General features: G+C 44.9%; 13 protein-coding genes. 5 read left to right on the top strand and 8 right to left on the bottom strand.

Features of this window, described 5'->3' with window-relative positions; genetic code table 11:
* Positions 1–5: 5 nt before the first annotated feature.
* From K5609_RS17640 to K5609_RS17615, 6 genes are all read right to left on the bottom strand, one after another.
* Positions 6–3,437 (bottom strand): hypothetical protein, encoded by a 3,432-nt coding sequence (locus K5609_RS17640; RefSeq protein WP_246611886.1) that lies wholly within the window; start codon positions 3,435–3,437, stop codon positions 6–8.
* Positions 3,438–3,502: 65 nt separating this feature from the next.
* Positions 3,503–4,486, bottom strand: a complete 984-nt coding sequence (locus K5609_RS17635; protein ID WP_016401634.1) for an ABC transporter ATP-binding protein — start codon at positions 4,484–4,486, stop codon at positions 3,503–3,505.
* Positions 4,483–5,451, bottom strand: coding sequence for an ABC transporter ATP-binding protein (locus K5609_RS17630; RefSeq protein WP_016401633.1), 969 nt, complete (start codon positions 5,449–5,451; stop codon positions 4,483–4,485). Before K5609_RS17630 ends, K5609_RS17635 begins: the two co-directional genes overlap by 4 nt.
* Complete coding sequence (locus K5609_RS17625; protein WP_221074779.1) at positions 5,448–6,386, bottom strand: ABC transporter permease; 939 nt, start codon at positions 6,384–6,386, stop codon at positions 5,448–5,450. The genes K5609_RS17630 and K5609_RS17625 overlap by 4 nt, the downstream gene beginning before the upstream one ends.
* Before the next feature lie 8 nt (positions 6,387–6,394).
* Entirely contained in the window at positions 6,395–7,369 is a 975-nt protein-coding gene (locus K5609_RS17620; protein ID WP_016401631.1) for an ABC transporter permease, read from the bottom strand.
* A 48-nt stretch (positions 7,370–7,417) separates the two neighbouring features.
* On the bottom strand, positions 7,418–9,055 hold the full coding sequence (locus tag K5609_RS17615; protein ID WP_221074778.1) for an ABC transporter substrate-binding protein: 1,638 nt from the start codon (positions 9,053–9,055) through the stop codon (positions 7,418–7,420).
* 557 nt (positions 9,056–9,612) lie between these two features.
* Between K5609_RS17615 and K5609_RS17610 the strand changes: the two genes are divergently transcribed.
* The 4 genes from K5609_RS17610 (at position 9,613) to K5609_RS17595 (ending at position 17,697) form a co-directional block, all read left to right on the top strand.
* The gene (locus tag K5609_RS17610; RefSeq protein ID WP_221074777.1) at positions 9,613–11,961 is read left to right on the top strand and encodes a hypothetical protein; all 2,349 of its coding nucleotides are present in this window, start codon (positions 9,613–9,615) and stop codon (positions 11,959–11,961) included.
* 126 nt (positions 11,962–12,087) lie between these two features.
* Positions 12,088–13,974 carry a glycoside hydrolase family 17 protein gene (locus K5609_RS17605; protein WP_221074776.1) on the top strand — a complete coding sequence of 629 codons (1,887 nt, stop codon included), beginning with the start codon at positions 12,088–12,090 and terminating at the stop codon, positions 13,972–13,974.
* Between the two features lie 160 nt (positions 13,975–14,134).
* A complete protein-coding gene (locus K5609_RS17600; RefSeq protein WP_221074775.1) occupies positions 14,135–15,466 on the top strand; it encodes a glycoside hydrolase family 16 protein in 1,332 nt (443 codons plus the stop codon).
* Between the two features lie 146 nt (positions 15,467–15,612).
* Positions 15,613–17,697: a carboxypeptidase-like regulatory domain-containing protein gene (locus K5609_RS17595; protein WP_221074774.1), complete on the top strand. Its 2,085-nt coding sequence runs from the start codon at positions 15,613–15,615 to the stop codon at positions 17,695–17,697.
* Between the two features lie 69 nt (positions 17,698–17,766).
* On the opposite strand, the gene K5609_RS17590 is transcribed toward K5609_RS17595, so the two are convergent.
* Both K5609_RS17590 and K5609_RS17585 read right to left on the bottom strand, forming a co-directional pair.
* Positions 17,767–18,600 (bottom strand): type 2 periplasmic-binding domain-containing protein, encoded by an 834-nt coding sequence (locus K5609_RS17590; protein WP_221074773.1) that lies wholly within the window; start codon positions 18,598–18,600, stop codon positions 17,767–17,769.
* 5 nt (positions 18,601–18,605) lie between these two features.
* The gene (locus tag K5609_RS17585) at positions 18,606–19,895 is read right to left on the bottom strand and encodes a GGDEF domain-containing protein (protein ID WP_221074772.1); all 1,290 of its coding nucleotides are present in this window, start codon (positions 19,893–19,895) and stop codon (positions 18,606–18,608) included.
* 274 nt (positions 19,896–20,169) lie between these two features.
* On the opposite strand from K5609_RS17585, the gene K5609_RS17580 reads away from it, so the two are divergent.
* Positions 20,170–21,141: a MalM family protein gene (locus tag K5609_RS17580; RefSeq protein ID WP_221074771.1), complete on the top strand. Its 972-nt coding sequence runs from the start codon at positions 20,170–20,172 to the stop codon at positions 21,139–21,141.
* Positions 21,142–21,399: the final 258 nt, after the last annotated feature.

The following is a 21,399-nucleotide window of genomic DNA, read 5'->3' as shown; positions in this document are numbered from 1 at the left end:
CTTGTTTAGCTCAGTAACATTTGGCTTGGCACCGAAACAAACACCTTGGCCACTTGTCCGCTACGTTCAAAGATTTGCTTACTGAGTTCTTCGCTCATCTCTAAGGACTCGCTTGACCACTGTTCACCATTTTTATAACTCACCACTAGCTGGCCTTGGCTTTGCTCAGTGCTGGCGTAAATAAACGGCACTTGGCAATAGGTAAAGGCTAATTGCTTAGCCTCTAGCGCTAGGCTTTGGGTATTGCCTTGTGGGTCAATGTATTGGTAATCATCGGCAGCACTTAAGAACTCGCTGCCTTTAAGCAGTGAAGGTTTGATGCTAATTTTGCCTTGTTCTACCAAAATACCCAGCTCGCCAAAGCGGGTTAGAATTTCTTCCTTCACTTGCCCAGTCATGCCTGGCTGCTGAGCTCCGGCTTGTTTAGGGGTATGTGAGTAAGGGTCGGTAGGGAAGGCGCCGTACACCTCTGGAGACTTGTTAAAGCCAATGCCCGCTCGTACTTTGTAGTAGTACTCAGCTAGTTGTTGAGTAGCTAAGGAGTGCGGGTCAAGTTTGTAGGCGGCAAAATAGTTCTCTTGCACCGCTAACAATAACTTAGACACCATATGCCAGTAGATTGAACCTAGACCTTCATAGCCAAACATTGTGCCAGAGCGACCAGTAAAGGCTTGGTGGTTAAACACTTCTTCGTAAACGGCAAAGATCTCTTGCCAGGCTGAGTCGGCGACTTCTGGGTAATCTGCTTTGGCGACGCCAATAGCAGCGGTTAGCGCACCTGCATTCTCAAAATCAGCATTAAAGTGGTAGTGACCTTGGTTATCTTGCTCCACAATACGTGGGTCGTGCTTCTCAAGCATGGTTTGCAGTGCAGGGTTAGCCGCAACACGCGCTGCTAAAATTCGGTTTTTATTGGCAAAGCCCGCTAAGTCGCGATCGGGATAAAGCATAAAGGTGTGCTGATCCGCGCGGTACATACTGCTGTTGTATAACTTATCGAGTAAGTGAACCGCTTCGTCTGGTGTGAGTACTCCAGCAGACAATACTGCAACTTGGCCTTCTAACATTGGGTAGAGGTAATCTACAGCCACTTCATCTTGTTTATAATTAATGATGTTATAAGCGTTGTACAAACCGTCGTTACGGTAGTTGCTGGCAATACTCTTATCCATAATCTCTAGGCTTGGAGCAAGTAGTGCTTGAATATCTGCTACATCTACGGTTACTTTGCCAGAGAAGCCATGTTGGTAAACATGTTGGCGGTAATCTGCTGCGGCCTTGGCCAAGTCACGTAATACTTGGTTACGTTGAGTTTCGTTTACTGGCGCAGCCGCGACTAGTTGGCTAGCCTCTTGTAAAATTTTACTGCTAGCGCTTAACCACTCGGCGAGCTCTTTAGACATGGCGTATTGCTTGTTGTCGGCAAATAGTTTTTGCATAAAGGCCACATAACGACGCATGTAATAAAGGGTTACCATGGACAAGCCAGTACCCACAATCGCGTTGTTGGCATCGTTCCATTCTGGGCGTTGGGTATTTAACCAAATACCGCCGTCTAACACTAAGTTTCCTAGCTTAGCGAGCAGCGGAACCAATAGTTTTTCAGCCAAGTTTGCCAAGTAGACTTCTTGGTTTTGGTCAAGCAATAGGCGAGCATCGCTGCCCATTACGCTTTGGCGGCTTTCAATGATTTTCTGTTTGTTTTCGTTAAATTCAACGGTGTTTTTGGCGTCGGCAAAAATCGCTTCTGCTGAAGAGATCTCGTAAGGCACATTGGCGTAGCTAAAAATCTCTGTATCTAGCAGGGCTTTTAGCTCTGCAGGTTGGTATTTGTCTGACTGCTCCAAAAACTTAAGCAAATAGATGATTTGGTGATCGCCCCAGTAACCAATGTTGCTCCATGGGTCGTCAGATTCCAATAGCTCCCAATCTACCCCGGCTTTAGTGATGCGGTAAGGGTTGTAGCCGTCAATGGTCGAGGCATTCACAAACTTGGCAATAAAGCTCTTAATAAAGCTTGGGTAACTTACGCCTAGTGCTTCCCAGTTTTGGAAAATGTCCCGCCAGTTACCTTGGTAAGACAATAAACGGTTGCCTTGGTTATCTTTTAGCTTGATCTCGAAATGATTCCAAGGGCGGCTTGGGTCGCCGTGGCGACGGCCAAAAGTAAGCGGTAAGTACTCGTGGCACAAACGCAATAATTGCGGGCTGTTTTGTTTAGCCGCTAGAGATAGTAGCTCGTCGTAGTTGATCTTAGCTGGCAAGCTATTTAAGAAGCTTGCTTGGTCTAGCGCTATTTGGGTATTGGCATTTTTTAGGGTTTTCACAAAATCTGCACTTTCAACCCAGTACTGGTCAACAACCACACCACCGCGCATGTTGTTAAACAATACGTTGGCGTAGTGGTGTACGCTGGTCTCGTCTTCTGCGGTTTTTTGGTAAGCATCGCTGCCAGCCATAAGCTTAAGAAGTTCCTGATGGTTTTGTTCAACCGATGCCATAACCGCTTGCTCAAGTTGTTGCGGCTTGCTGATTTGCTGCTGCAACTCTGCTAACTGGGCGTGTGACTGGTCTACGTCGGCGACAATGCTCCAGCTGTCCTGTGCAGCCGCGGCAAGTGTTAACTTCTTATGAATGAAGTACGAGCCTCTTACTCCACGGGTTAGTTGCTCGTCTTCTACTGAGCTGCCACGGCGAAATGCCGCTAACTGTTGGCTAGACAATAGAATTGATTGGCAGTTTTCTGCCAGCGAGAACACGCTAGTGGCTAACAGTGATTCTGCAGGCTCGGCGCGGTCGCTTAATTTGGCATATAAGCTGTAGGTGGCTAGGCTAGAGTTGGCTTCGCGCTCATTCCATTTGTAGGCATCAAGCAGGGCGCTGCTGCCTTGCATAATCGAGAACGGCGTATTAGACGGCAACAAGTTTTGAATACCATCCACTAGCTCTATTTCACGGGTTTTATGGGTGGTATTGGTGAGTGTTGCTTGGCGAACAAAACCAAACTTTTCGCTGCTGCTCCACTGGTACTTAAAGCTTAAGCCTAAATCAAAGTTAAGCTCTTCAAAGATGATTTTGTCACCGGCAATATTCTTGTAAATATTGCGGCGCAATTGGTACAAGCTGTCGTGATGTTGGTTGAAGGGTTCCCACTGCTGGATACCGGCTTCGCTAGTCACTTTAACAATGGTTTTACTGCCAGTGTTTTCCGCATTTTCATGGATGTAATCTACAGATTTGTAGGGAAACAAAGCGTTCTCTGGGCGAATGCGCCCTGCCGATAAACAACCGGTTGAAGAGATGAATAACCAATGGTCGCTGGCTGAAACCACACTGATAAAAAACGGGGCCATCTGATCGACGTTTTTGATTTGGTAGTATTTATCACCATCAATAGAGACAAACTCTCCGGTGATGTCTTTTGTTAATGTATCCATGTTTTCTTCTTTCATTAGCTTAAAATCCATGTAAGCGCTTACTTTGCAGCGCAAAAAAATTCTTGTTAAACGTTAAAACAACGTATGAAGTGATCGTCGGCAATTTGAGTCACTTCTGGAAATGCTTGATTACACTTGTCCAATGCATTTGGACAACGCGCAGCAAATGGGCAACCCACTGAGTTAGGGTGCCACATAGGTATGTCTCCCTTTTTCGCACCTAGTTCACGGCGGCCACTTTTACTTGCTTCTGGCACCGCCGACAGTAATAGCTTGGTGTAAGGGTGCTGGGGCGTTTGGGTTACTTTGTCACTGTTGCCCCATTCCACCATGTGGCCTACGTACATAACAGCAGTCTTTTCTGCAAAGTAGCGCGCGGTAGCAATATCATGAGTGATGTACATGAAACTGATGCCACGTTTGTCTTTTAAATCGGCCATAAGGTTCAAAATGCCCAAGCGCACCGATACGTCTAACATTGAAATCGGCTCGTCAGCTAAGATAACTTCTGGGTCAACCGCTAGTGCGCGGGCAATAGCAACCCGCTGGCGTTGACCACCACTTAGCTCATGGGGGTATTTCTCGGCGGTTTCCACTACTGGCGAAAGGCCTACTAAATCGAGCAACTCGTAAACCTTGTTGCGTAGTTCTTTTTTGCTGGCGCGTTTGTGAATTAGCAAGGGGCGAGCAATATGGTGGTAGATTGAATGCACTGGGTTAAGTGAGCCAAAGGGGTCTTGGAAGATCATTTGTACTTGGCGAGCATATTCTAGCGAACCATGTTGTTTTACAAACTCATCCAAAGGCAGGCCCTTAAATAGGATGTCACCGCCATTTTTCTCATAGATGCGTGTTAGCACCCGAGCACCGGTACTTTTACCGGAGCCAGACTCTCCAACAATCGCTAAGGCTTGGCCCTTTTTAAGCTCAAAAGATACATCGTTAACTGCCCGCATTAGGTTATTTGGGTTAGACGATAAACCAATGGGAAAGTCTTTAATTAAGTTTTCTACCGCAAGTACGGTTTGATTTTCGCTTACTACGCTCATTTTTGAACCTCCAAAATATGACAAGCAGCATGAACACCGCTAGCTTGTGCGCGCAAAATAGGTTCATCGCTTTTACAGTTTTCTACACAATCGTTACAGCGTGCTTGAAAGTTACAGCCGCTAGGTAATTTGAGCAGGTTTACCGGGTCGCCTGGGATCCCGTATAAGCGCTCTTTTGGCCCATGAATGGTTGGGAACGACGAAACCAAACCTTTGGTATAAGGGTGGCTAGGCTGGTTAAATACTGTTTTGGCGTCGCCAATTTCAATCAAGTTACCGGCGTACATAACTCCAATACGGTCGGCTATTTCGCCCATTAAGCTTAAGTCGTGGCTAATGAACAAAATCGAGAAGCCAAACTTCTCTTTTAGATCGTAAAGCTCATTAAGGATCTCTCGTTCAACCACTACGTCTAGTGCAGTGGTTGGTTCATCCATAATGATTAGCTTTGGCTCTAGCGCTAAGGCGATAGCGATAACGACACGTTGGCGCATGCCACCACTTAATTGGTGAGGGAAGCTTTTTAAGCGATCGCCATGAATACCCACTACCGACAGCAACTCAGTGGCTTTCTCATTGGCCTGTTTTAGACTGACTTGCTTGTGAGCCAAAATAACATCGATTAACTGCTCACCAATGGTGATTACTGGGTTAAGTGAGTTCATGGCACTTTGGAATACTACCGAGGTGTCATTCCAGCGAAATGCCCGTAGCTGTTTATCGTTCATTTTCAGCACGTCCTTGCCCTTATAAAGGATTTCTCCTTCAGGGATTAGCGCGGGTGCTTTATGTAAACGAGAAATCGCGAAGGCGAGGGTGCTTTTACCGCAACCCGACTCACCGGCTAGGCCAAGGGTCTCGCCTGGGGCAATGCTTAAACTTACATTGTTTACCGCGCGAGCAATGCCATTGGGTGAAACATAGTCAACGCTTAGGTTGTTAATCTCTAGTAATGCTTGGCTCATGCTAAACCTCGACGTTGATTGGCTGCTTTTTGCAGTTTTTTCCATACTTTTAGGTGCGGACCAGTTTTAAGTTTTGGATTACTTACTTGGTCAATTGACATGTTAATTAGCGCTAGCGCACCACCGGTAAAGGCTAGAGCTAAGGCTGGTACTAACATCTCCCACCATGCGCCGGTGTAGAGAGAAGAAGAAACTTGCGCCCAGTAGAGCATAGAGCCCCAGCTAACTTCGGTGGCGTCGCCTAAACCTAATATGCCTAAACCGGCCTCAGAGCCCATGGCGTAAATCACCGTACCCAAAAAGCCACCAAATACGATAGAAACTAAGTTAGGAAGAATTTCCACTAAGATGATGCGCAGCTTGGATTCGCCCATTACCTCGGCCGAGATGATGAACTCTTTGTTTCGTATTGCCATTGTTTGGGCTCTGATAACCCTAGCGCCCCATGGCCAGGAGGTGACCCCCAGCAGCACGGTTATCACTAAGGAGCCCACTTGCCCAAGAAAGGCGGCTAATACAATCAATAAGGGCAGTTGCGGAAAAACCAAAAACACATTGGTGATGAAGTTTAACCATTCATCAATTTTGCCACCAAAGTAACCAGAACTAACGCCAACGGCTACCGCAATGCTCATGGCAATAATACCGGCAGTAATCGCAACCGTTAGTGATTTACGGGCGCCAAAAAGCACTTGGCTAAAAACGTCGCGGCCGTTACGGGTTGTGCCCATAATGTATTCGGCACTTGGCGCTTGGTGAGGTCTGGATACACGTTTTTGTGGATCGTGTGTTGCAATTGCTGGAGCAAATAGTGCACCGAGCAAAATAATTGTAGCTAGTAATCCGCCAATAATTGCCGGTGGATTACCATGAAAAAAGGCTAAACACTTGGCTAATACTTGGCGCCACTTAGCGGAGTTGTGATGATGTTCCATAGTAAAACCTACTTCGAAATACGGGGATCAAGCCAGACATACAACAAGTCGGCGATGAAGTTTGCAGTAAGTACCGCAGTAACAAGAATGAGCAAAATAGCCTGAATAAGCGGGTAGTCGCGCGCCACAATACCTTTAAGCAAGATGTTGCCTAAGCCTTGGTAGTTAAATACCACTTCGGTCATGATTGAACCGGCAAACGAGAAACCAATGGCCATGGCAATAGCAGTTGCTACCGGTAAGATCGCGTTACGCCCAGCGTAGCGGTACATTACCCGAAAACTCGAAAGCCCTTTGGCTTCGGCCATCGTCACATAGTCTTCACCCAGCACATTAATCATGGCGTTACGCATGTTAAATACCCAGGTGGCAATGCCTACCACAACCATCGAGCCCATCGGTAATATGGCGTGTTTAAGTACGCTACCGATAAACTCCCAACTAAAGGCAGGGTCTAAAGTAGGGTCATAGGTATAAGCCAGTGGCAGCAGTTCTAACTGCAAGCCAAAAAAGTAGAACAGTAATAATGCGGTAACGATGTACGGGAAATTACTAATAAAGGCGAGTACAGGAGGGAATACCTGACCAAAAAATCCTTCACGTCGATAAGAAGCGTAGGTGCCAATTGATACCCCAATAATTAGCGCTACAATCAGTGAACCTAGGGCTAGGAACATGGTCCATGGCAGGGCCATACCTATCACTTCAGTTACTCCCACCGGGAACATTAATACTGAAGGACCTAAATCCAAGGTAAATACACTTTTAATGTAGGCAATGTATTGCTCAAAAACCGAGCCATCCATAAAACCATACATTTCTCTAACCGCGTCCATTTGCGCGGGGTCCATTCTGCCTTGAGCTGCTGCAAATAATGCGTCAACTGGATCGCCTGGCATTAACCGGGGTAACAAAAAGTTAAAGGAGATGGCTATCAAGAAGGCTGTAAAGTAAAAGCCCAGTCGGCGTAATAAAAAACTCATAATATTTTCCAAAGTAAGAGAGCCAACTAGTGGCTCTCTTCAGTTGTGTTACTTAAGGTGAAGATTGTTAATTATTAACACTCGTTTACCACCGTCGTACCATACTGGCTGTACATATGGGTTTTCTGCGTTTGGCCAACCAACAATTTTAGAGCTGTTATATTGGAACCAAGTTGGGTTAGAAAATAGCGGAATAAAAGGCAAGTTCTCTGCAGTGAACACCTGTAACTGCTTAATAATACTTGCTTGCTCAGCAGTATCGTTAGTCTGACCGAAGCTTTCAATAAGCGCATCAATCTCAGGGGTATGTACACCATGTCCAGCGTGCCATGTTTTACCAATACGTGAAGTAGAGTAGTAATCTTGGAAGGCTAAGATTGGATGGGTAGCTACTAGCGACCAGTTAATCGACATTTTGTATTTACTGTCTTTTAGTGACGAGTCATATACTGCCCAATCAACGGTTTTTACATTGGCTTTAATGCCTACTTCTTCGAAGTATTCAGTCACCATTTGAACTACTTGGATCCAATCGGTCCAGCCATTTACAACTTCAATATCAAACTCGATGCGCTTGCCATCTTTAGTTTGACGAAAGCCATCACCGCTTTTGTCTATGTAACCAGCTGCGTCTAACATCTGGTTTGCTTTCTCTGGGTTATAAGTTGTGATGTCCTTGTATTTAGCAGTTACATCAGCATCAATATGGGTGCTGTACAATTCGCCAATACCACCAACATTAAAATTAACTGTTGGATAACCGTAAGCCGCAATATCTACGATAGATTCACGGTCAAGTGACATTGATAAAGCTTTACGCAATTCTAAATCGCTAAAAGGCGCTTCTTTAGTGTTTACGTATAGATGAATCGCGTCATTTGCTGGGTACCAGTAGTGGTGATTTTCTGGGCTTGCGGCAACAAAGGTGTTGTCGATGTCAGCAATAAAGTTTGAACCCCAGTCAATTTCGCCTTTCATTAAAGCGGGTTGAATTTGCGAGTTATCGTTGTAAGAGCGGTAGGTAATACAATCTAGGTGAGGCAACCCTTCTAAGTAATAGTTAGGGTTGCGGCACAACTCCATTTGCTGAGTTTTTACATACTTCACTTCGGTCATCGGACCGCTACCAATTGGGTTAGGGTTAGTGAAAGTGGTTAAGTCACTTACCTTGCTCCATACCTTTTCTGGAATGATGTGGTATTTTTCTAAGTTCCAGATAAAGGTTGAATCGGCTTGGTTCAACTTGAATTCAACCGTTGTGTCATTAGTTGCTTCAATGCTAATTAGGTTGCCGTCTGTCCAAATACCACGTTGGTCAAATGCACCATTTTCTTTGGTCATAGTGAAGCTATAGGCAACGTCTTTAGCAGTCAGTGGACTGCCATCTGACCACGTTAAACCATCACGAAGGGTGAGTTTAATGGTTTTAAGATCGTCAGAATATTCAGCTGATTTAGCCAGACGCCATTCAGTTTTACCGGTCATATTGTTGAAAACCATTAATGGTTCAAACATCACACCGTGTAATAAGTCTTTAGAAGTATAAGGGTTGTAGTTTTCTACAAAACCAGTACCAATGATCGGTACGGTAAGGGTTCCGCCTTGTTTAACGTCGTTGGCTATTGCGCTTCCTGATGACAACATTAAACCGCAAATAATTGAAGATAAAACCGTTTTACTCTGCATTAGATAATCCTTTTTTATCGGCACTCTCGCTAGGTACGCTTTCCTATTAATGCTTAAGGCCCTTACTATAAGTCTTAAAAACCAAAAAGAAAGCGCTTTCTTTTGTGGCACTCTATTTGAGAATTGAAATGTAGGCAATCTAAAGGCGGTTGTTTTTCTACTTAGGTCACATTTAGCTCGTTTTTTACCTATTAAGGGGTGCTTTCGGTTGAATAACACACACTTTGGCTGGGTTTTAGCTAATGCAGATTTGATCTTGGTAGCCTTTTCATAGGATTTGTATGAAGAATATTTTGAAAACGCTTACTTTTCGTGATGGGCCTCAATATTTTGAGTTAAGCCTTGCAGTAACGCTGTACAGATTCCGGTGGCTGTTGTTTATTTATACGTGTAATGGCGATGTAGCATTGCGCTCTAAACAAATTCATGGACAAAAAAACTGGCTGAAAAGTCATTTTTTTAGCAATAAAAAGTAAGCGCTTTCTTTTTTAGGGGAGCCAAAAATAATCCGTTTTTTAGTTAAAACATGATGTTAATAACTATCAAGGACACATGGAATGACAGTGACAAATAGCAAATTCAAACTGGCCAATACCGTATTAGCTGCCGCTTTGGCTCTTGCGTTAAGTGGTTGTGCTGACGAAGTCGTAAATGGCGAAACCCCCCAAAATCCTGTAGAGCCTACCGATCCAGTTGAGCCAACTGATCCAGTAGGTAACGACCTTTTGGTGTTTAATGATGCGGTAAACCCTTATTGGCCTGCGTGGGATTGTTGTGGTGGTACCACGCCAACGAATCCAATTGAGCTTAGTGACTACGGTATGGTCACCGAGTTTGCGATTAATGCTCAGCCTGCGGTTTTAGGTTTTGTACGTGATAGTGAACGTGGTGCTCTAGATGCGAGTGCGATGGAAAGCACCGGTACTTTGGAATTTGACCTTAAAATGACAGCCAGCCCAGGCGATGTGAACTGGGCGGTAAAACTAGAAAGTAATGGCGGCATACAAAATGACGCTGGTGGTGAAGAAGTTGAAATAATGATCACCGCTCCGGTGTTAGATACTTGGCAGCACGTTAGTGTGAACCTTGCCGACTTAGCGACCCAAGGCTTAGACCTAAGCAGTATTGATAACATCTTAATCTACCCAGCTTGGGGAGAAGGAGAAGGCGCAGTTTACCGTGTAGACAATGTAGAGTTTGTGGCAGACGGTAACACTACCGACCCTGTTGATCCGGTAGAACCAACTAACCCAGATGCTGACACCGGAACAAAACTATCATTAGATTTACCCATGACGGATTTTGGCGGCGCAGTAACCGAGTTATCCGCAGCTAATCCGGCCTTAAATGGCATTACTGCTTACAGCACAAGCGCTACGGTAATTAAAACTACTAAAGCAGCTGCCGCAGAAGATTGGGCTGGCACCACTCTGGGCGATACCACAACATTAGCAATTACCCAAGATCGCAGCATCATTAGTGTTTGGGTGTATTCACCTGAATCGGGCGTACCTGTGCTACTTAAAGTAGAAAACGCTGATGACGATACGCAAACCGCTGAGGTGCTTGCTTACACTACCGTGGCAGAAGCTTGGGGAAAACTTAGCTTCGACTTTACCAATGTTGCAGATGGTACCCAGCAACTTAACCCAGAATTTACCTTTAACAAAAAATCAATTTTCTTCGATTTCTTAGTCGACGCCAGTGAAGACAAAGTTTTTTACTGGGATGACGTGACCTTTGTAGAACAAGAAGACACTACTGACCCAGTAGACCCAGTAGACCCAGTAGACCCAGTAGACCCAGTAGACCCAGTAGACCCAGTAGACCCAGTAGACCCAGTAGACCCAGTAGACCCGCCTGCAGGTGAGTCTGTTGTTATCTTTAACGATGCCGAAGATCCAAGCTGGATAGCCTGGGATTGTTGTGGCGGAACCACCCCTCCAGTGGTAACCGACAGCGATGATACCTATGGTGCAGCAACAGAGTTCGAAGTAGTTGGTGAGCAGGTTAATGGCTTTAGTAGTCGTGCCGACCACGGAGCTACCGACGGAACGCCTATTGATGCAAGTGCTTGGGCAAACGGTGGATCTATCTCTTTTGACTTGAAATTGACCGCCGAAGGTGGCGCAACCGATTGGAAGTTTAAAGTTGAATCAAACGGTGGAACTGGTTTTGCGGAACTGAGCCTAGCTGAACTGCCGGTGCTAGATACTTGGAAGCACTACAGCTTTGATCTACGCGATCTGCAAACTGCAGGTCTAGATCCAAGTGCTATTGACGTGGTGATGATTTTCCCAGCATGGGGAACCGGCATTGGTTCTAAATACTTAGTCGACAATGTTCAAGTCTCTTCCACTGGCGGAACAGAAGCGCCAATCGCTGGTGATGACAACACTGTAACCATTGATGAAGGTATTGACTTTGAAAACAAAACACTGAGTTGGGAAGTATTTGAAAACGACGACAACCCAGTTATTGAGTTTGTTGCTAACCCCGATACCTCTGGCATTAACGGCTCTGCTACGGTCGCCAAAATTACCGCTCGCGCAGCTGGTGCACCATGGGCTGGTACAGTGACTCGATCAGTAGAAGGTTTCGAGCTTAACACTAGCAATAGCACCGTGAAGATGATGGTTTATAAAGACAAAATTAGCGCGGTACGCCTTAAGTTGGCAGCGGCTAACCAATGGGGAGCAGAGATTATTGCTAGCAATACTAAGGTGGGTGAATGGGAAGAGCTGACTTTTGATTTTAGTCAGCATCCAGAGTTTGCCGCAGCTGCTGCACAAGGAGATATGATTGAAGTCGTAGTATTCCCAGACTTTGATGACCCCATCGTAGAGGTTCGCCCTGCTGATACCGTTATGTATTTCGACAACATCAGCTTTAGCGCTCAACCGTAAGCTTAGATTGCAGGGGCATTTTGCTAAGTGCCCCTGCATTTATTAGTCACCGAGAATGCGCTAAAAGTATTCTCATTTTCAAGGAAGTATCAGGTTAATTGTTTCAATTTAACTGGTGGAAAAAAGATGAAAATATGTAGTTTAAAATCAATTTTGCTGGCCGCCATGTCGGTATTAATGGTGGCTTGTGCCGATGAGCCTATGGGGGAATTAGGCGATCCTGGTCCAGGAACAGGCACCGAGCTTGCTCCTCAACCTGGCCCTGGCAGCAATTATCCTAGTGCTCTAAATGGCGATGTAATCTTGGGCAACCCCGATTACTTGGCGATTTCTTATGGTGCTTGGCGTTCAACAGTAAGAGAAAGTGGCGTTAATGTACCTACCGTTGATATGCATAAAGAAGACATGCAAATTTTATCGGCCATGGGCATAAAAATGCTCCGTACCTACAATACTCAAGGTTTCATTGGCCTTGATGGTAAGAGCAATACCGAGAACCTATTACAAGCCATTGCCGAGCTAATGGCCGAAGATGAATCTTTTGAAATGTACGTGCAGTTAGGGGTATGGATTGATGCTCTAAACTCATGGACTGATCAACAAGTGATTCATGACCAAGAGAACCCAGCAAACGCTTTAGAAATGGCTAAGGCCAAAGAGCTTGCCTTAGCTTACCCTGAAATCATCAAAGTGATTGCGGTAGGTAATGAAGCAATGGTTAATTGGGCCGAATACCACGTAGTACCTGGCATTATTCTTGGCCACGTTAATGATTTACAGCAATGGAAATCTGAGAACCCATCGGTAGCCAATATTTGGATTACCAGTTCTGATAACCATGCAGTATGGGCAGGTATAGACGATAGTGCTAATACTGGTGAACAAGCAGATCTAATCGCATTAATTGAAGCGGTAGATTACGTGTCTTTGCATACTTATGCTCACCACGACACCCTTTACGACCCTACTTTTTCTGCTGATTGGAAAGTACCTGCCAGCGAGCAAGAATTGACTGTGCAAGAGCAAGTTGATTCAGCAATGGATAAAGCCTACCTGCATACAGTGTCACAAATTAAAGTGGCGCAAGACTTTATCAATACTGTTGACTCAAGCAAGCAGATTCACATCGGTGAAACGGGCTGGTCTACGGTTTCAAATGAAAACTTTGGTGCGGGTGGTACCCAAGCTGCCGACGAGTACAAGCAAAAAGCGTTTTACGATGCAATGCGTACATTTACCAACGAATTTGGTGCGTCGTTGTTTTTCTTCCAAGCCTTTGACGAACCGTGGAAAGGCGATGAAAGCAACCCTGGGCACTCAGAAAAACACTTTGGCTTAATTGATATTGACGGCAACGTTAAGTACCTAGCCTGGGATAAAGTAGATGCTTTAAACAGCGCTGGTTTAACCCGTGGTGATGTATCTTCGTTTACAGCTAGCTTTGGCGGTGACTTTGATACTTTAATGGCAACTATTTTGCCACCTCCGTATGCTCCTGTTGTTACTCCTCCTGAAGAGGGCGAGTTTGTAGTATTGAATACTGCTTTATACGAAGGTGCTGTTGCTTATGGTTGGGATAGCCCAGCTACCGCTTGGGCTGGCGTAGATGATGCCACTGGCGTATTAACCATTGCTTCAGACCCTGCCACCGCCAAAGATTGGGGCTGGGGTGCTGGCGTAGGTATTCCTGGACAAACTAGTAACCTTTCAAGCTCTACCCAGATTACCTTCGAAATTAAAGGTGATGCAGCTTATGGCTTCTACCTTGGTTTCCAAACAACGGCCTCGGGCGGCACTAACCATTGGGTTCGCTTTAACGAAGGCCAAGGTTACACCCTAACTGACCAGTGGGTTGAACACACCATTAGCTTAAGCAGCTTCTCTAACTTTGCTGCTGCTGATCTTAGCGTGGTTAATTCACCGTTCACTATTGCGGATCTTTATGCTGAATCAGGTGGCAGTGCGCCAACCTTAAGCAACATAGAAATTCGTAACATTTCTTGGTTGGAGTAAAGCGCCTCTAACCATTAGCTAGCGTACCAGTCGTTAGCGCGTAAGCCAGAGGCGATGATTAAACCTGTTTGATCATCGCCTTTTTTATTTGGCCCTTTGCTAAGCTGCGATCTGCACGGTTAGCAAAACGGCTCAGCTTAACTCAAGGATAGTAAGCAAAATGTTTTCTCAAGATGATGCAGTAAGCCGTTTTACAGTCGCGAAAAAAGCAACGCTGTTGGCCGGTTTGTTTTTTGCAGCTACTCAGTCGGCTCAAGCAGGCTGGGAAGTACAGTGGATCGACACCTTTGATGGTAGCCGGGTAGATTGGAGCAACTGGACCGCCCAAACTCAAGCAAACTATAACAATGAAGTGCAATGTTATACCGACGACGATTACTCTGATGAGCGCAACTATGAGGTTTCGGAAGGTAGCTTAAAAATTATTGCCCGCAAACAAACTCAAAACTGCGCAACTTTAGGCGGTCAACAAAAAACCTGGACCTCGGGGCGCTTAAATTCAAAAGACAAACGAGAGTTTCTGTATGGTCGGGTTGAATCGAGGATCCGTTTTCACAACCTAGAAGCAGGTACTTGGCCAGCATTTTGGATGCTAGAAAACCGCATTTCAGAGCAGCCAATTAAAGGTGATGGAGACAACGTTAATTGGCCGAATGTTGGGGCTGGAGAAATTGATGTATGGGAGTGGTTTTCCAATGAACCAAACACCTATATCACTAATTTCTTTAATGTATCAGGTTGTGGTGAAGAGCATCGTTATAGCTATCCAAACGGTGGTAGCGATGTACTAAATTGGCACAAATACGCCATGGAGTGGACCCAAGACAAAATAGACTTTTACGTAGATGAAACGCTGGTAGTTAGCCAGGATATTAGCGGCTGCAACCAGTATAAAGAGCCTATGTTTGTATTGCTTAATCTGGCCATGGGCGGCAATTTGGGTGGTTTTATCGATCCTAATTTAGCACTCGCCACTATGGAAGTTGATTACATTGCCCATTGCCAAGCCAGTGATAGCAGTGACGCCAGCTACTGTGATGAGAATGCGCCCCGAGCCGATGATTCTGAGCCTAGCGACAGTTTAGCCAGTGTTGAACTTAGCCTTACTCAAGCAGGTAATGATACTCGCTTAGTCGACCCTTCTGCCGGTATGGTTACGGTAACTGCCAACATTGAGCAGAGTGAAGAGCCACTTGCTAATTACAGTTTGTATTGGCAAGCAGATGAATTACCTAGTCCAATTATGCAAGGAACCACTCTGCAATTTGACCCTGCGTCAATGCTTGATGGCAGTTACTCCCTACAAGTAAGCCTAGAGCATAACGCCGATAACCAACTTAGCACCCGCGATGGTTTAGATTTTACTGTTCAAGCAAGCAGTGAGCCTGCTGATGATCAATCTGATGGTGATTCGGGTGGTGGCAGCTTTGGCTTAGTAACTTTGCTTGGTTTAGCTGGTCTGCTGGTTTTTCGTCGTAAACACTTCAAATAAGCGCTGATTTAAGAGCTGATTTAAGCGCTGTTTCATTTTTGGCTAAGCTTTTTTGAGCTTAGCCAGCCTTTACCTTTCGCCTTGCTGTCCCAATCGGGTAGGCACTTTGTACCTGAAATTTATTAAAATTAATAAGGATAATAGTAATGATTGAAATGCTCAAAATTTACTTTTTGGCTGTTTGTTGTGCCTTAATGCTAGGGTGTGGAGGCAGCAGCGATACAGACCCAGAGCCACAAAATGCTTATCAAGTTGCTGTCACGGTAGTGGATGCAAATAGCCAATTACCATTAGCAGATGCCCAGGTAAGCATTGCAGAGCAGGCTCGAACAAGTGATCAGCAAGGTTACTCTAGCTTTGATCTAGCTGCTGGTAGCTATTCCTTAAGCGTGAGTTTGGCTGGATATCAAACTCACCAACAGTCTATAGAGCTTGGCGAGCAAGGCTTAAGCGTAAGTATTAATTTGGAAGCGCTGCCAACAGTTAGCGGGCCTTTATATGTTTTTCACTCCGACAATGATAGCTCCTATAACATTGAACACTGGGGAGATAACTGGGGATCTGGCAGCGTAATTAGTGACCTTGATGATGCAAGTATGGGTCGCGTTGTTAATATCACCAGTGGCACCGCCTGGGGCAATAAAGCGTCTATTGCTTGGGGGAACGAGCCTGAGAATGCGGTAGCGATTGATGCTTATACCCACCTTAGATTTAAGATAAAAGCCAATTCATTTACAGCGGTAGAGGTGGTATTGCAAGGGCCAAGCAATCCTGAATCTAAAGTTGCTTACGCTTTGGACACAGGAACGCCATTAGATGATGGTTGGGTAGAAATGGAAGTTCCTCTGCCTTATGGCTTTAGCCAGTTGACTTGGCTGGGTTTAATTTTTGATAGCACCATCAGTGATAGCTTGTTGCTCACAGATATTTACATGTTAAGCCAAGAGCTAGTGACTAGCCAACCAAGTAGCGCTGCACCACAGCCACCTGCCTTAGCCGACAACGAAGCAGTAGTGATTTTTAGCGATAGCTTAAATGAAGACCAATATATATCGGTGTGGAACTCCAACTGGTGGAATGCGCCATTTTACTCGCCAGGTGTTATCGACGGTAACACCTATGCCCGTTATGAGATCGCTGGATTGGGCGTTGAAGGCGGTGTTACTGGTATCGAGTTTGGTATTGAAAATGGCAGTGTAGATGCATCTTCTCACGTGAATATGAACCTAGATTTGTATTTAGAGGCGGGCATTAGCCAAATGGAGATCCACTTAGTCTCCAGTGATGGCTCAGCTTTGTATAGCGTTATCTCTCCTCAAACTGAGCAATGGGTGTCTTATCAAATTCCCTTTGCTGAAATGCAAGATGCTGATGGCGACGGTGACGGCGTATTAAACCCAGCAACGTTAACTATGGCCGGCATTAAGTTGTGGGGAGAGCAGGGCAAAGCAGTGTTTCTAGATAACCTGTACTTCTCTGGCCAGTCAAATACCTTCGAGTTAGCAGTAAGTGTTGTAAACCAATCCTCTCAAGCCATTGCAGGAGCAGAGGTGAGTGTGGGTGAGCAAAGTGCAACTACTAACGCCAGTGGTGTGGCTTACCTTAATCTTGCAGAAGGCGAGCATAAGGTTAAAGCCGATGCCAGTGGTTACGGTGCGGCGCAACAAAATCAGCAGCTATTGGGAAGTGATGCCAGCCTAGAGATTGTGCTAGCGGCCGAAAACCCTGGGCCAAGTGTGGCTGCCGATACCCCTAGTGTGAGCGATGACGAGGTATTGGTTTTATACAGTGATAGTTTGCAGGTAGATAAGCCGATTTCTTATTGGTCGGATAATTGGTGGAATGCGCCAAGCCACAGTGAGCTGCAAATAGCAGGGAACAATGTTGCTCGCTTGCAGATTATTCCAGATGGTGTAGAAGGTGGTGTAACGGGCATTCAATATGGCATTCAAGATGGGGTTGTGAATGCATCTGGCATGACCGGCTTGCGCTTTGATATGTATGCTACCGGTGGTGTTAGCCAAGCGGTGTTCCAGATTGTTTCTGCCAGTGGCCCGGTTATCCATACCATGCTGCCTGTAGCAACCGAGCAGTGGATTAGTGTAGAGCTGGTATTTGCAGATATGGTTCAACCCGGTGCGTTTGACGCTGCCAGTTTATCGCAACTTGGCGTGCAGCTTTGGGGAACCACCAGTGATAGCGTATACCTAGACAATATCTACTTCTACTAGCCAGAAAAGCTAACTTAACTTAACAAAAAGGAAGCCTTGCTTCCTTTTTTAGTTTGATGGTTTGCCGGTTTAATCCTTGGGTGGATTGAGTGTGATTACGCTTGCTGGAGTTAGTTCATTGAGCTTGTCCCAGCCTTGCTTAAAATCACTTTCGCTAAAAAATAGCTGATTATAACTGCCGTCATTTAACGCCAAATACAAGCCTTTTTCTAGACGTTCGGCGAGCTCGACATTGTCTTTATTCACGTAGAAAAAATAACGACAAGAGTATTTAAGTATCACGTTGTTCAGCAATTCAAACTGATTGGCATGAGCGGCAAGCTCAGACCATACCTCATGAGCACCACGTGAAAGGTAATCAAAGCGACCTGCAGCCAACATAGGTAATAAGCTATGGTTTACCGAGGTAACTGGCTCGATGCCGTTATAACGCATTACTTTGGTATCGCTCCAGTAGGTTCCAGAGCCTGCGCTAAACTGGCGAAGTTGGCGTAAGCTGTTTATCTCTTCAAATCGCTTACTGTCGCCTGCCTGTACTAACAAAAAACGATACTGACCAAGGCCTTGTAATAAGTCGAACTTAACCGGGCGCAGCGTTTGATTACGCTGTTTAGTGGCCGTTGACCACATTACGTCTATGTATTGTTTGTCTTGTAGATAGCGGCGTAAGCGCTCATTGCTCAATTCTCGCTCATAGGGCCGAAGCTTGCTTACACCATATTCGTTTTCGGTTTTGGTTAAGGCGAGTGCTAGAACTTTTTCAAAATACTCTGAGCGTTGGCTGAACTTGGGGTAGCTAATAGTTTGCGGGCTATCAGCTTTAGCGCCATAGGGCAGTAATAGGCTTAGCATTAGCATCGCGGCCAGTGTTTGTTGTGTCCAAGACCGTAGTGGTAATCGCATAGTCTTTAATTAAACTCAATTTTGTTTCGGCCACCCATCTTGGCTTTATATAGCGCCTCGTCTGCACGCTTAAACCAAGTATCAATGTTGGCTGAATTTAGCTGAGCAACGCCAAAGGAGCTAGTTACTTGCTGTTGCTTTATTAGCGGGCTGTTAGCGATAAGGGCTCTAATGTTTTCGGCCAATACACACGCGCCTTTTAACTGGGTATTAGGACACACAATCACAAACTCTTCGCCGCCCCAGCGGGCAAATACATCTTCGCCTCTAATTATCTCAGAGACCCGCTGACTGATAGAGACTAATACTTGGTCACCCACATCATGACCATGTTGGTCATTGATCTGTTTAAAGTGGTCAATATCAAACATGATTAAGCTGGCCGTTTTGGATGAATGAGAAAACTCACTCATTAATGTAGAAAGGGTGCCACTTAAGCCGGCTCGGTTAAGCAATTTAGTCAGCGGATCATGCTTAGCCATGGTTTTGTACTTGTCGCGTTCTATGCTCAAAAAGCTATTGATTTTATTAAGCTCTTCAGCTTGTGTTTTAGACATGATGTATTTGTTTCGCATTTTTCCGGCAAGGAAAATAGCATGTACTACTATGCTGGCTATCCATAGCGATAGCAGCAAAAAATATAGGTCTCTAGCATTTATCCATTTTCCACTAAAGCTAAAGGCATGCAGGGTTATCTCTAGATCTTTAAGTGCACGATTGTCGCCAGTGGCAATTTGTAAATACTCTACATTGTCTAACCTAGCACCAGTGTCTATGCCATAGGGTTTGGCAAACACCCACCACGAAGGCACATAAAACTGATTTAGCGCTAGCTGATATTGAGCACGCCCAATGGTTGGGTTGATGGCTTGAATATTGGCGCGAGTATGGCTGATTTTGTCGTTACCATTAGGTAAGTCTTGCTCATTATTGAGCAGGTAAATAAGCACCGTGTCGCGCCTTAAATCAACAGTGGTTAAGTCTATCGTTAAAGTGTCAAATTTAGATAAGTCGGCATATTGTTTTAGCTTGGCTTTGAGTGGAATTAACATACTGCAAAACGGGAAGGTATGAGAGTTTACGGTTTTACAGTGCAATGTCACATTGGCATCGTTAACCTCAAGAGTGCCAACGGATGCTCCCCCATTGATGTCATCGTTAAGTGGTTTCGCATTAAAATGCTGATTAATGGGGTAGTTGAGCGACATATTCATACCAAACTGTTGCCACAACATAAGGCTTATGGTGAATACCACCAACAAAGGATAGTAGATTTCTTGTCGACAATACTTCATTACTCTGTTACCTCTGGTATTGCTTGGCGTAGTAATGCTATCTGGTAGGCATCTCACAAAACGCGTTATTGATTAATATTTGCCTTGTATTTGGCAACAGAATTATTACATTGTTAAAAAGAAAGCGCTTACTTTGGTGTGTTGAACGTGAAGTCTGTCGGTGTTTTTACTAGAAAATGCTAAGCGGAACACATTTATAGGTACTAAATGGCAATGGCTGTATCGCCCGTGGCACAAGGTATGGCGTGCATTGCTAGACATAAAGGGAACTGTTATGAAAACAATTTTGGCCGCAAGTATAGTGTTAGCCTTGACCGCCTGTAGTAATAATCAAAGCATGATTGTTGATTACGGAACCGACGATACCAAAGATATTCAAAAAATTGCGCCAGAAGAGGGTTATGCAGCCTTAAAGCAAGCAGCAATATGTTGTGATTCTTTAAAGCAGCTTGATTACCAGTTGGTTACCGCACCAGGCAAGTTAGACTTTACCATTACGGATAGTGACCCTGTGTTCAAATTTAGCTCTGGACGCTCCTTTGTTAAGGCTTTTGAACTGCCTAATGCGCAAGGGGTAACCAATATCGATGTATCGGCGCCTATCGTAAATAGTGTGTTTGTACCATCGATATTGGTGCTAGATGAAGATCATCAACCATTGCAGTTGTTTGACGACAACACGATTAACTACGATCCCAGCTCAATTGTTACTGTAGATCGCTATTACGGCAATATTCTGTTACCAAGCCGCTATGGAGACCAGCAGAAGGCGAAATATCTATTGGTGTTTACAACCGCAGAGGCAATGCAGCAGCAAACTAAGCTGAACCCGCCAGACAGTAAAGCCGCAGAGACTGGCAGGATAGATGTAAACATGAAAATTCATATGAACAAGCCAATACCTCATACTGCCATTGGTGCCGCTCGTCTCGCTTTTGATTATGTTCCGGCAGAGAAGCAAAATGCAGACGCGCTTGCTGCAGCTGCAGTAGTAACAACCAGCGCTAGCGCAGTAAAGGTAGAACCTAGTCAATCTAGTGTCGATAGTATTTCCGCTAACTCAGCCAGTAGCAATACGCAAATATCTAGCATCGAACCAGAAGTGGCAGCCATGTTTGAGCAACTTATTCAGCAAGCAGTTGCCGATGGGAACTATGACAAAGCTCTAAAAATAGTTAAAGACGCAGAGCAAGCAGGCTTAGTGAATGCCAATGAGGTTTTTGTTAAAGCTGTAAAAGCACAGTAAAGTTTAGTTATAACCTTCTTCACACTCTAGTTAATGGCGCCCGCCAAAGGCTTAGAGTGTGATTTTGCTACAAAATCCTAAATAAATCTCCAGAAGCTCCTAGCGATAACTTATTAAGTGTTTGATTTTTATTGGTTATTTTTCGATCTTAACAATTAGAAAGCGCTTTCTTTTTGTGTGGGGGCGGTCACATTATGTTATTTACTAAATATTTATACTAAAAATGAAAGTTTTTTAATGTGTTTTTACTGGTCTTTG

The sequence above is a fragment of the Agarivorans aestuarii genome (assembly GCF_019670125.1).
In the GTDB taxonomy this organism is placed as follows: domain Bacteria; phylum Pseudomonadota; class Gammaproteobacteria; order Enterobacterales; family Celerinatantimonadaceae; genus Agarivorans; species Agarivorans aestuarii.
Note: the sequence above shows the minus strand (reverse complement) of the source record. Positions and strands in the feature narration are given on the sequence as shown.